We start from the raw sequence: 12,877 nt of genomic DNA on the forward strand, positions 1-12,877 counted from the left end.
AGAGCCTCGTCTCGGGGGAGGCTCTGCCGTCCGGACCGGCCCGACCCTGCCGGTCGACCCCGGTGGACGCGACACCGCTCGCGTCCACCGGGGTTCACGTGTGCCCGGAGGGAATCACTTTGCCCTGGCACGCGTTATCCTTGTAGCGTCATCGTGCGGAAGCTCCGCCGCCAGTCGGCGGGACGGACGCTTTGACAACTCAACATGGGGGTGACCGGCTTCGACTTCGGTCGTTCGAGCCAGGGGAAGCGGGTCGAGGGTTGCTGTCGTGACCTCGTAAATCCTGTGACAGCAAACCAATAACTGCCAACAAGAAGCAGTCCGAGTTCGCCCTCGCCGCCTGAGCGAGGAGCGAACTCTGTCAGCCCGGTAGCGTCTCCGAACCGGGGTCTGGCATCGTAAGGAGACTCCACCTGCCGATTCGGTCGCGGGACCGGTAGGGACAGCGAACAGCGACTGAGCCCGTCGGCGACACGCCTGCGTGAGCGCCGGGGCTGAGAAAGCGTCAAGCAGGCTGCACCCGGAGAAGCCCTGACTCATCACCGAAGGACGCGGGTTCGATTCCCGCCACCTCCACGACACGAGAAGCCGCCGACCAGACGAGTTCTGGTCGGCGGCTTCTCGCATGTGCGCCCGCTTTCCGCCCGCATCAGGAGCCCCTCTGCGCCGGGCGAGACCTTCGCGGCGGCTGCTGGGGCCGTCGTCTCCATGGCAAAAGAACATTCTTGTGTGGGTGTTCGGGGCGTCGGTAGGTTCGGCGTGTGACGACTGCACCGGAGGCGGCCCCCGGGCGGCTGGTCGGCGGGCGGTACCGGCTGGTCGAGACGCTGGGGCGAGGCGGGTTCGGCCTGGTCTGGAAGGCCCACGACACCGCCCTCGGGCTCGACGTGGCGGTCAAGGAGATGCGGCCGCCCGCCGCCGAGCTGGCCGAACGGGTCGCGCGCGCCACCCGCGAGGCGCACAACGCCGCGCGGCTGCGCGAGCATCCGAACATCGTCAGCGTGCACGACGTCGTCGTTGAGGACGGCCTCCCCTGGATCGTCATGCAACTCGTCGACGGGCACTCGCTGCACGACCGGATCGCGCGATCCGGCCCCCTGCCTGCGAGCGGCGCCGCACGCGTCGCCGCCGGCCTGCTGAACGCGCTGGAGACGGCACATGGAGCCGGGATCGTCCATCGGGACGTGAAACCGGCCAACGTGCTGCTCACCGGCGCCGGCGACGCCGTCCTCACCGACTTCGGCATCGCGGTGCACCACGCCGACACGACGCTCACCGCGACCGGCGCGTTCATCGGGTCGTTGGAGTACATGGCCCCGGAACGCATCGACGGGAACGACGAGCCCGCCTCCGACCTGTTCTCCCTCGGAGCGACGCTCTACCAAGCGGTGGAGGGCGTCTCCCCGTTCCGCCGCGACACCACCTCCGCCACGCTCAAGGCCGTCATCACCGACCCTCCGGCCCCACCGAGGCGCGCGGGAGGGCTCACCGAGCTCATCACCCGCCTCCTGGCCAAGGACCCGGCCGAGCGTCCGACGATCTCCGAGGCGCGCGCCCTGCTCGCCCGGGCCTCCGAACCGGAGGACCGGCGCCCGCGGGACGCGGACCTGACCGGGTGTGCGACGGTCACCGAGATCTCCAGACCGCCCGTGGAGTCGAATGACGGCCGCACGCGGATCGTCGACGGGGCGTCCTGGTGGAGCCGGGCATCGATCGTCCAGCGGACGGTCGCGGCGGCCTTGGTGGCCGCGGCCCTGCTCGGCCTGGCCATGTTCCTCGGCCGCCAGGTCTACGGGCAGCCGGCCGCCGAAGCCGGAATCGGGGACTGCGTGTACCACGCCGGCGACTCCGACTTCGGGTTCGGCACGAAGCAGGGGGACTGGTACCGGACGCCGTGTCACCTGAGGCTGGCCAATGGCACGGCCTACGAGACCGTCGGCCAGACCGCGGATGACCCGGACGACCCCGATCCCCAGGATCCGACCCACGGCTGCAAGTACTACCAGGGCTGGAATGACAGCTCGATGGTCAAGACCTTCCTCGGCGTGGACCCGCGGGGTCTGGCGAAGAACCTCTGTCTCTCGCCGATCGGCTGACCGGGCCGTCCGGCCGGTCGGGTGGTCACAGGCGCAGGATGACCAGGGCGGTGTCGTCGGTGATGCCCCCGGACGGCAGGAGGTCCGCCAGCAGGGCGTCGGCGAGGACCTCGGGTTCGGCGTGCCGGTGCCGGACGAGGGAGCCGGCCAGCCGCGACAGGCTGGCGTCGATGTCCTCCCGGCGACGCTCGATGAGCCCGTCCGTGTACAGGACCAGGACCGATCCGTCGGTGAAGGCGCAGTCGGTCTGCCGGCGGACGGCATGCTCGAAGCTGGCCGCCAGCGGGGGGTCGGTGGCCTGGTCGAGGAACGAGACGGTGCCGTCGCTGTGCAGCAGGGCGGGCGGAAGGTGCCCCGCGCAGCTGTAGGTGAGGGTGCGGGTCGTCCAGTCGATGAAGACGCTGACCGCGGTGGCGGCCTCGGCGCCGTCCACGGAGCGGGCGTACAGGCCGAGGGCCTCCAGGGCATGGGCCGGGCCGTCGGCGACGCGGGCGGCGGAGCTCAGCGCCGCGCGCAGCTGGCCCATCACCTTGGCCGCGGTCAGGCCGTGGCCGACGACATCCCCGACGGCGACCGTGATCCGGTCGCCGTCCAGTTCGACCAGGTCGTACCAGTCGCCGCACACGTTCAGCGAGCCGATCGCGGGCCGGTAGCGCACGGCGGCGCGGTGACGGCCGATCGCCGGGGCGGCGGGGAGCATCGCCTCCTGCAAGGCCACGGCGACCTCGCGCTCGCGGGCATGGGCCCGCCGCAGCCGCTCGTTGACCTCCTGCAGTTCCCGGGCCCGGGTGTACAGGTCGGCCTCCAGCACCTCGGCCCGGTCCTCGCCGCGGCGGGCGCCGCGGGCGCGAATGAGTTCGGTGACCTCCTCCACCCGGTGCAGCAGCAGCGCGACCTCCCCGTCGGGGCCTGGGACGGGGGTGTTGACCGGACTCCAGTACCGCTCCTGCCACACCCCGGGACGCTCGGAATCCTCCACGTCGTAGCGCTGCAGCGCCATGGCGTCGCGTTCCCCGGTGGCCGCCACCCGCCGCAGCGACGCCTCCAGATTGCGCATCCCGGTGGCGGTGGGGTCGTTGGGGTTGTCGGGGAAGACGTCGAACAGGTACCGGCCCACCAACTGATCGCGGGTGCGGCCCGCGATCTGCAGGAACGCCTCGTTGACGTCGACGTACACCAGATCCGGGCGGAGGAGCGCCACCGCACTCGGCAGTGCCTGGAACACCGCCCCGTAATCGATCTCGGCCCCGCTCACAAGCGCCCCCGAATACCCCCAGAACCGTTGTCCTGCTCCTTCCCACAGTAAGCACAGCCCCGGGGCGGGCCAGGGCCGCTAGCGGCGGACCTTGTACTTCAGGTGCAGTACCCGGTCGCCCTGGATGACCACGTGGGGGTCCTCCAGCAGATGCTGGCGGTCGATGCCGCCGAAGAAGCGCTTGCCCGATCCGAAGACCACCGGCACCACGTCCATCGCCACCTCGTCCACGAGACCGGCCGCGAGGATCTGGCCGCCCACGTCGCCGGCGTTCACCGCGACGGTCCGCTCCCCGGCGAGCTCCTGGGCCTTGGCGACCGCGGCCGCGACGTCGCCGACGAAGTGGCAGGACGCCTCCGGGTGCCAGCCCTCGGGCTTGGGCCGGTGGGAGACCACGACCACGTGGTCACCCGCGGGCGGCCGGCCCTCCCAGCCGTTCACCAGGTCGAACAGGGCGCGGCCCATGATGATCGCGCCGATCGACTCCCACATCGAGCGGACGTACCCCGCCGACGCCTTCGAGACCCTGAAGCGGCTTCCGGCGCCGGAATGGTCGTACTGCTCGCCGACGTCTCCGGTGATCGGGGTGTCGCCGTTGAAGTACCAGTCATGGAGCGGCCCGACGTCGTCCTTCTCGTCGGCGATGAAGCCGTCCACCGACGCCGCGCTGTGCATGATCACTGTGCCCACGGGTCCTCCTCGGTCCCTCGCCTGCTCCTCTCCGATCTTGTCGTCTCCGGGTGCGGCGGGGCTTGTAAGAAATCACTCGGCGGGCATCGGACCGCTGTCCGGCGGGAACCCCGGGTCGGCGGGGAACCGGCGCCGCAGGGCCAGGTACTCGGTCGGGGTGTGGCCGGTGAAGTCCTTGAACTCCCTGCTGAAGTGGGCCCGGTCGAAGTAGCCCGCCGCGTGGGCGAGATCCGACCAGTCGACCGGGCGCAGGGCGTCCACGGACAGGATCAGCCGCGCGAAGCGGTAGATCCGCGCCACCCGCTTCGGGGTGACCCCGACATGGGACTTGAACTGCGCCGCCAGGTGGTTGCCGCTCACCCCCGCGGCATCGGCCAGCGCACCGATCGGGACGGCGCCGTGGGAGACCTCCAGGCGCCGCCCGACGTGGTGGACCAGGCCGAGACCGCGCGCTTCGGCGAGTCGCGAACGCAGGTCCGCCTCCACCAGGCGCATGGCCTCGACGGCGGACGCGACGTCCCCGAGCTGGTTGCGGATCCGGTCCAGGGACCGCCGCCAGACGTCGTCGACCGGCACCCATCGGTTCCGCAGCTCGCTCACCGGCATGTCGACGAACGGGGAAAGCCCCCAGGGCTTGAAGTGCACCCCGACCAGCCGGACCCACGCGGGGTACTCGACGACGAAGCGCCGGGTCCACACGCCCATGAACCACCCGTCGGCTAAAAGCGCCGACGGCACCGAGGGGTCGGAGTCCCACAGGCGGGCGGGTTCGCCCAGGTTGAGGAACAGGTGCGCCGACGGCATCGGCGGCACGTTCATCCGGCGGTGCCGAGGAACCCCGCTCAGGCAGTAGATGTCGTCGATGAAGCCGTCGAGCGGCGGCGCGGGCACCCGGCCGACGTATTCCATGGCCCCAGTGTGATCGGCGAGGACCCAGTTCGCGAGGGACGCGGCCTCAGCAGCGGGCGGCCGCACCGGAGAGTCCTCTACGAGAGCGGAAGGCAGTCCACTCGGACCTCGCTGAGCCTGGCCGGGTCGCCGATGATGTCGATCGCCGCGATGAGGTCGTCCTCGATGGTGAGTTCGATGACCGCGAAGAGGCGCCCGCGAGGCGCGATGAGGACCCCCGCGGTGCCGTTCACCAACCCGGGGTGGGCGGATTGCGCGAGGGCCGAGTAGAAGACCGCGTCCTCGGCGACGCGGCGGGCGCCGTGGAGCACGGCCTCCGTGCCTGCTCGCAGTACGGTGTCGTCCGCGCGGCGGATGACGTCCGGGGCCAGGATCGTCAGGAGGGCGTGCAGGTCACCGGCTCGCGACGCGGCCAGGAAGGCCGCCACCACCTTCCGCTGCCTGGCCAGGTCGGCCGCGGGTACTCTGGCCGTGCCCCGCACCCGGTGCCGGGCACGGCTGGCCAGCTTCATCGCGGTGGCCGGCGACCGTTCGACGATCTCCCCGATCTCGGAGTACGGGACGCCGAACAGGTCATGGAGCACGAAGGCGACACGCTCGGCGGGACCGAGTTCGTCGAGGACCACCAGCATGGCGAGCCCGACGGACTCGATCAGCATCGCCTCGTCCTCGGGATTGGCCGCGTCCTGGGAGCGGGCCTCCGGACCGAGTTCGGCCAGGGTGCCCATGTCCGTGAACTCCTCGCCCCGGCGCCGCCGTGAGCGCAGCATGTCGAGGCAGACGCGACCGGCGATCGTGGTCAGCCAGCCTGAGATGCTGATGACATCGCCCGCGTAGGCGCGACTGGCCCGCAGCCAGACCTCCTGTACCGCGTCGTCCGCTTCGTGCGCCGAGCCGAGCATCCGGAAGGCCACCGCCCGGAGGTGGTCGCGCGCCTGGGTGAACTGCTGGGCCAGTTCCGCCTGACTGTCCATCAGGTCACGCTCCATCATCGATTCGGACGTCTTGGCGCGGAGTCAGGACCGGTTCGCCCTGCCCGTGCACTGCGGGCCCGCAACGCCCCGGAGGCGTTCACGCGCCGTCGACCCGTCAGCAGAGGATGCGGATGGCACACGATCCTGCCGCCGCTCGAACACCGAGTGGGCCTGTGCGGCGGGCGTGGGATACACGGCTCCGTAGTCTAGATGATCTGACGATGTCGCCCGCAGGCGGTGTGGTGGCCGCGGATCGGCCCCACACCCGTCCCGGAAGCCGAGAGATCCGCGGTCAGGTTCTGCCGCGCCGGTTCGTCATGGCTATGAGGGGCAGACGCGTCCGCCTCTCAAGGTCGAATGGAGGTAGACACGTCATGTCGAATGATGAGCGCAGTCGTCCGGACCCGGCCGGCCGGGACCCGGTGGGTACGGACGACGCGAACACGGAGGAACTGGATCCGCGCAGATGGATCGTTCTCGTCATCCTTCTGGGCGCGGGTTTCATGGACATGCTCGACGTGACGATCGTCAACGTGGCGGTCCCGAGCATGCTGCGCGACCTGAAGGCCGAGTACTCGCAGATCGAATGGGTCGTGGCGGGCTACGTGATCGGGTTCGCGGCACTGCTCGTCACCGGCGGCCGGCTCGGCGACATCTACGGGCGCAAGAAGCTCTTCCTGATCGGGGTCGCCGGCTTCACCCTCGCGTCCCTGTTCTGCGGCATCGCCGTCAATCCGAACATGCTCATCGGGGCGCGGCTCGCCCAGGGCGCCATGGCCGGCCTGATGGTCCCGCAGGTGCTCGCGATCGTCCATGTCACCTTCCCGGCCGACGAACGCGGCAAGGTCCTGGGCATCTGGGGTTCGGTCCTGGGCTTCGCGTCCGTGGCCGGTGTGATCGTCGGCGGCCTGCTCGTCGAGGGGGACGTGTTCGGGCTGGAATGGCGATCGATCTTCCTGATCAACCTGCCGGTCGGACTGATCGCCCTGATCGCCGGGTGGTTCGTCGTCGGGGAGTCGCACTCGCCGACGGCGCCCAAACTGGACCTCCTCGGCATGGTCCTCGCCGTGAGCGGCATCCTGCTGCTGATCTACCCGCTGATCAAGGGCCGCGATCACGGCTGGCCGGCCTGGATCTTCGCGATGATGGCGGCGTCCGCGGTGGTCCTCGCTCTGTTCGTCGCCTACGAGCACCGGCGTACAAGGACGGTCGGCTCACCACTCGTGGTGCTCGGCCTGTTCCGTGCCCGGGCGTTCACCACGGGCATGGTGGGATACCTGATCTTCTGGATCTCGCTCGGCGGCTTCTTCCTCGTCTGGACGCTCTACCTCCAGATGGGCCTCGGCTGGAGCCCGCTGCACGCCGGGCTGACCGCCGCGATCTTCGCGGTCGGCGCGGGCGCCGGCTCGGGCCTGTCGGTGGAGGTCCTCACCCCGCGGTTCGGCCGCAAGGTGCTGATGGCGGGCGCGCTCTTCAATGCCGCCGGATTCGCCTGGTACGCCTTGGCGGCCGACCACTACGGGCCCGGAATCAGCTCGTGGGGGATGGCGGGACCGCTCGTTCTCGCGGGCTTCGGATTCGGACTGGTGATCGCCCCGATCGTCGACGTCATCCTCGCGGGCGTGGACAGGCACGATGCGGGATCCGCCTCCGGACTGCTCAACACCACCCAGCAGGTCGGCTGGGCGCTCGGAGTCGCGCTGGTGGGTGTGCTCTTCTTCGCTCAGCTGGAGCATGACTCCGGGCGGGGCGTGGACGAGGTCACCCCCGCGTTGAGCAGGCAACTCAGCGCGGCAGGGGTTCCGAAGCAGAACCAGGAGCAGATCCTCGCCGGATTCCGTGCCTGTGTCCGGGACCGTTCGGAAGCGAACGACCCGACCGTCGTGCCTGCGAGCTGCCGGCCCGGGCCGGGCCAGCCCTCCGCGGTGGTCCAGGCGCTGACCGAATCCGGTGCCAAGGCCAACGCGCATAATTTCTCCCGAGGCTTCTCCATCGCGCTCTGGTATGGAATCGGGATCCTGATCATCGTATTCTTTGCGATGTTCGGTTTGCCGCGCAGGGCCCGCCCCCGTGACCTGGACGCCGAACTCCCGGTGCATGAGCCCGTGGATGCCGCGGGACGCTGACCCGGGCAGCCCGCCCGCCGCTTCGGATGAGCGTAACTGATCATCCGAAACGGCGGCCGCGGGCGTACCGACTTCTTCGAGGCGGGCGGCGATATGTGCCGCCGCCCGCCTCGTACGGAGCTCCTAAGCTCCCGCCGAAGATGTTCAACAAATTTCCCCTGGATGTCATTTTTCAGGGTCATTGGTCCGCAGTGCGGGCCAGAACGAGTCGCGCGGCCTGATCCATGGCGCCGTACAGAGCGGCGAGGCATTCGCCGCCGTGACGGCCGTCCCGCGGGCCGGTGAGTTGAGTTCCGGGTGGAAACGGGCGGTCGATGCGGCCCCGATCCCGGAAATCGGCGAAGTCGAATGCCGGTGCTTCGCGACGTACGTATCAGCAGGTCATAGACCGGTTGCAGCCGTGTCGTCCGCAGGTGGTCGCGTGCATGCGCGGATGGCGTGCCCTCTCGCACGGGCAGTTGCCGCGGAACCGACGTGCCGCACGGCGGGCCGGACTTCTTCTGGGAGTTCGGCGAACCGCGTGATCGACGGACGCCGCGCCCGCACCTGTGCTCGCGATTCCGCCGGCCTGGCATGCGACCGGGCGCCTCGGCCCCGCGCCGCGGTGTGCCGCCGCACCGCGGCGCAGGAATTCAAGCCCGAATGCTCGCCTCGTGTCGGGGTGTCGATGAGCAACTTTTGCCGGGCACCCTCATGTTGCCTGTCATTCTACGGGATAATGGTCGAGGTGAATTAACTGAACGTGACTTTTTGTGACAATGGGTGAATTGACTGAGTAATATTTCTGGCTTATCCTGCCTGGTGGATTGGGTGATTCTGGCAGCTCCTGCAAAGCGGAGGGCGGCGTGCAGCGCGCCGGCCTCCGGCCGGTCCGCCGAATTCCGTACTCGTTGCCGACTACAGCGAGCTACCTGGGTGGGGTTATGAGGTTCAAGCTGCTTGGTCCCCTCGAAATCCTGATTAAGGACAACCCGGTGGCCATCGCAGCTTCGCGACAGCAGATAGTGCTCGCGCTCCTACTGCTTGAAGTCGGCCACGTCGTCTCTGTGGACCGCATAGTGGACGCGCTGTGGGGGAGCGAACCGCCGCGGACCGCGAAGAGCCAGGTACAGATCACGATTTCGGCGCTGCGCAGGCTCCTCGGCGAGTCGGTCATCGTGACCAGGCCCCCCGGCTACCTGATCAGGGCGTCCGCGGAGAACATCGACCTCGCACGCTTCGAGGAGATGACGGCCGGCGCGACGAGAGCGGCGGCCGAGCAGCGCTTCCCCGAAGCGGTGCGCGACTTCCGCGGAGCGCTCGCCCTGTGGCGAGGGCCCGCCCTGGAGGGCCTGCAGAGCGAGGCCATCCAGAGTGCGGCGACCAGGCTCAACGAGTGGCGGATATCGACCTACCAGGAGTGCCTCGACCTCGAACTGCAACTCGGCCGGCACCAGGAGATCATAGGCGAGCTCACGAAACTCGTCGCGGAGCATCCACTGAACGAACGTCTCAGGGGCCAGCTCATGCTCGCGCTGTACCGGGCGGGCCGGCAGGCGGACGCGCTCGAGACGTTCCGCGTCGGACGGCACGCGCTGCAGGACGAGCTGGGCATCGACCCCTGCGCGGATCTGTGCCGTATGGAACAGGCGATACTCAGCCGCGACGCCCGGCTCGAGCTGCCGGCTCCGCGTCCCTCCGCCGGCCTCGTCGCACGTGGCACCGCCACGCCCGTCCCACGCGAGCTGCCGAGGACGATCCCCGACTTCGGCGGGCGCGCGGAGATCCTCGCCGAGTTGTCGCGGGTCCTCACCGGCCAGGACGCGAGCAGCGACCCGCCCGAGGTGCCGGTGGTCGTGCTCACCGGCCGGGGCGGCGTGGGCAAGACGGCGCTCGCCGTGCGGGTCGCCCACCTGCTCAGCGCGCAGTTCCCGGACGGCCAGCTGTTCCTGCAGCTTCGCCCGGGGATGTCGGACAGCGGTGCCTCGCTCGCCGAGCAGCTGCTGCGGTCGCTGAGGCTGCCCTCGGACACGATGCCGCCCGACCTCGCGGGCCGTGCGGCGTTGTACAGGAGCGTGCTCGCCGGCCGCCGGGTGCTCGTCGTCATCGACGGCGCCCGCCACAGTGACGAGATCACCCCGTTCCTCCCCGGGACCCGCGGTTGTGCCGCGATCGTCACCTGCAGCCAGCACATCGGCAGGCTGGAGGGCGTGCACGAGATCCGTGTGGGACCTCTGGACGATGAGGCTGCGCAGGACATGCTGCTGACCTCGATCGGCGAGCGCCGGATGAACGCCGAGCCGGAGGCCGCGCGGGAACTGGTCCGGCTCTGCGAGGGAATACCGATGGCCCTGCGGATCGTGTCGGCGAAGCTCCGCGCCCGCCCGCACTGGCCGATCTCGCACATGGTCCGCCAGCTCCGGGACGAGGCTCGGCGGCTCGACGAACTCTCCTTCGACGGAGCCAGCGTCCGGGCCACCATCGCAATGGCATACGACCTGCTCGACGAGTCGGCGCAGCGGCTGCTCAGGCGGCTGAGCCTGGTCGGCACCGAGGATTTCGCCTCATGGGTGGGCGCCCCGCTGCTCGACGCGGACATCGCCCGCGCCGAGCACCTGCTCCAGCAGCTCGTGGCGGCGCACCTGGTCGAGCACACGGTGACGGGAGACGGCGGCATCCGCTTCCGCCTCCACGACCTGGTGCGAATCTATGCGGCGGAGCGGTGTTCGGCCGAGGAGTCGACCACCGACCGGCTCGATGCCATACGGCGGCTGTTGAGATGCTGGCTGTTCATCGCGACCACGGCTCACCGCCGCATCCATGGGGGTGACTTCGCGGTACTTCACGGAACCGCCGAACACTGGCCGCTTCCCGAGTACAGCATGATCTCGCAGGCCCCCCTCGAATGGTTCAGGACGGAACGGAGTTCACTGGTCACTGCGGTGCGCCTTGCCGCTCGGCTCGGTATGGACGAGCTGTGCTGGAATCTGGCCTGTCTTGCCGTACAGGCGTTCGAGTCCTGCCTGCGCGGCGACGATTGGCGCGGTATGTACGCCGACGCGCTCGGTGCCGTCCGGGACGCCCGCAACAGACGTGGCGAGGGCGCGCTGCTGTACTCACTCGGCAGGCTGGAGGCGGGCCTGCGGAAAGCCGTCGCGGAGAACCATTTCGCGCAGGCACTGAAGATCTTCGATGAGGTGGGCGACGAGCGGGGACGCGCGCTGGCGTACGGCGGTCTCGCATTCACCGGCACTCTCGACGGCGACCATGACACGGCGATGGCGCGCCATCGGCAGGCGATCTCCGGGTTCCGCGGGACCGGGGACCCGATCGGCGAGGCCTACATTCTCAAGAGCATGGCGCAGATAAGCGCCGACCGGCGTGAATATGGCGCCGCGCAGTCCATGCTCGACGATGCGTTATCAATAGCCCATCGGCTCGGTTCCCCATGGCTCAGATGGCAGGTCGAGTTCGCACTGGCCGAACTGCAGATGCGTAATGGATGCGCGGAGGCGGCGGCGGAGGCTCTTTCCTCGGTGCTGCACTTCTCTAGAGAGCACTGCGATGTCGGTTGCCAAGCGCGGGTGCTGACCTCCCTGGGAGAGGCGAGGCGAATTATCGGAGATTTCGCGCGCGCTGAATCCGTTTTCGGTACCGCTCTCGACCTGGCCGGGCGCACCGGCAACCGGCTGATCCGAGGACGCGCACTGCTCGGGCTCGCCGAGCTCCATTTCGTCAGAGGCGAGGGGAAGGCGGCCCTGGCCCTTGTGGAGCAGGCCGTCGCGGTGTTCCGTGAGCACTGCGCCGAGGGCCTCTGGCAGTTCAGGGTGCTGGACCTCCTCGGCCGCATACACGAGCGGGTCGGCATGCCGGGCGTCGCGTCGCGCGCCTGGCAGGCGGCGGTGGAACTCGCGGGCGGCGGCGACTCCGTCCAGGGCGACCAGGGCGACCAGATCGCCGGGTTGCTGGCACAGGTGCGCGCGGCGACAGTGGAGGCGAGCCGCCCGGATTGGTGCAGCGGCCTCGGGGCGTGACCGCGTCCACCCCGCCTGCCCGCCTGCCCGCCTGGCTTCGTGCCGGGCCTCGCCAGGTGGTGAGCGCGACCGCACGACGTCCCCGGCCGGCACGGGGCGGCCGGTTCGAGAATGGACCCCGGTCCCACGCCCCCGGCCCCACGACCGCGGGTTTCGCCGCCCGCTTTAAAGGTAAATGACCAGTTGAGTGATCCTGGTCAACCTCGTAGTGAAGGCTGTATGATAAGGATACGATACTGGTATAAAGGCGGGTGCATGGTACGCTCCCCACCGGGTCGGCGGGCAAGTGCAGGAAGGGAAAATGCTGCGCGGACGAAGGTCGACCCGACTGCCAATCCCGCGCTTCAAGGTCTTTCGGCATGGAGTCGACTCGCTGTGAATATTACGGTAAATGTAATAGACGGGGTATCCGGCCGCCCTGCGGAGGGCGTCGAGGTGTCCGTCGTCGGTCGACCGGCTGGAGAGCTGGCCCTCCTCCTGCACGGGCTCACCGACTCGCGAGGCGATTTCACGTATTCGTCCGAAGCGGCGAGACACTCGTGTGGCGGAGGCTTCACCTTGGAAGTGGACGTCGACGCGTACTACGCCAGTCAGGGAATCATGGCCGGCTATAAACAGGTCACGTTCGCGGTGCGGGTCGTCGGTTCGCAGACCGACTACCGGGTCGGTATGTTCATCACGCCGTTCGCGCACACCGCCTGGAGCGTGCGGTGAGCTGAAAGCGCCCCTCGGCATTCGGCTGAGGACTCGGCCGGCGAGCCCGTGAAAGGCTGCCGATAGGCACATGATAGCGCCGCGATTCCCGCTTGTTCGA

Annotated in this window: 8 protein-coding genes and 1 other RNA gene; 5 read left to right on the forward strand and 4 right to left on the reverse strand. The window is 69.3% G+C overall.

Annotated features, from left to right (window positions below; all coding sequences use genetic code 11):
• The first annotated feature begins 206 nt into the window (after positions 1 to 206).
• Positions 207 to 579, forward strand: a transfer-messenger RNA (tmRNA) gene (ssrA, locus tag K4S16_RS13325).
• Between the two features lie 182 nt (positions 580 to 761).
• The gene (locus K4S16_RS13330; RefSeq protein ID WP_149259209.1) at positions 762 to 2,096 is read left to right on the forward strand and encodes a serine/threonine-protein kinase; all 1,335 of its coding nucleotides are present in this window, start codon (positions 762 to 764) and stop codon (positions 2,094 to 2,096) included.
• A gap of 25 nt (positions 2,097 to 2,121) precedes the next feature.
• Here the strand turns inward: K4S16_RS13330 and K4S16_RS13335 are convergent, their stop codons facing one another.
• The 4 genes from K4S16_RS13335 to K4S16_RS13350 form a co-directional block, all read right to left on the reverse strand.
• Entirely contained in the window at positions 2,122 to 3,351 is a 1,230-nt protein-coding gene (locus K4S16_RS13335; RefSeq protein WP_149259210.1) for a PP2C family protein-serine/threonine phosphatase, read from the reverse strand.
• A 78-nt stretch (positions 3,352 to 3,429) separates the two neighbouring features.
• Positions 3,430 to 4,041, reverse strand: coding sequence for a dihydrofolate reductase family protein (locus tag K4S16_RS13340; RefSeq protein ID WP_149259211.1), 612 nt, complete (start codon positions 4,039 to 4,041; stop codon positions 3,430 to 3,432).
• A gap of 72 nt (positions 4,042 to 4,113) precedes the next feature.
• Positions 4,114 to 4,950, reverse strand: coding sequence for a helix-turn-helix domain-containing protein (locus K4S16_RS13345; protein ID WP_149259212.1), 837 nt, complete (start codon positions 4,948 to 4,950; stop codon positions 4,114 to 4,116).
• A 77-nt stretch (positions 4,951 to 5,027) separates the two neighbouring features.
• Positions 5,028 to 5,924: a sigma-70 family RNA polymerase sigma factor gene (locus tag K4S16_RS13350; RefSeq protein ID WP_149259213.1), complete on the reverse strand. Its 897-nt coding sequence runs from the start codon at positions 5,922 to 5,924 to the stop codon at positions 5,028 to 5,030.
• Positions 5,925 to 6,298: 374 nt separating this feature from the next.
• Here K4S16_RS13350 and K4S16_RS13355 point away from each other — a divergent pair, with 374 nt between their 5' ends.
• The 3 genes from K4S16_RS13355 (at position 6,299) to K4S16_RS46435 (ending at position 12,777) form a co-directional block, all read left to right on the forward strand.
• Positions 6,299 to 8,050 (forward strand): MFS transporter, encoded by a 1,752-nt coding sequence (locus tag K4S16_RS13355; protein WP_149259214.1) that lies wholly within the window; start codon positions 6,299 to 6,301, stop codon positions 8,048 to 8,050.
• Positions 8,051 to 8,973: 923 nt separating this feature from the next.
• Complete coding sequence (locus K4S16_RS13360; protein ID WP_149259215.1) at positions 8,974 to 12,063, forward strand: AfsR/SARP family transcriptional regulator; 3,090 nt, start codon at positions 8,974 to 8,976, stop codon at positions 12,061 to 12,063.
• 255 nt (positions 12,064 to 12,318) lie between these two features.
• The gene (locus tag K4S16_RS46435) at positions 12,319 to 12,777 is read left to right on the forward strand and encodes a hydroxyisourate hydrolase (RefSeq protein ID WP_268843228.1); all 459 of its coding nucleotides are present in this window, start codon (positions 12,319 to 12,321) and stop codon (positions 12,775 to 12,777) included.
• Positions 12,778 to 12,877: the final 100 nt, after the last annotated feature.

This window comes from Actinomadura sp. K4S16 (genome assembly GCF_008327685.1).
GTDB lineage: Bacteria > Actinomycetota > Actinomycetes > Streptosporangiales > Streptosporangiaceae > Spirillospora.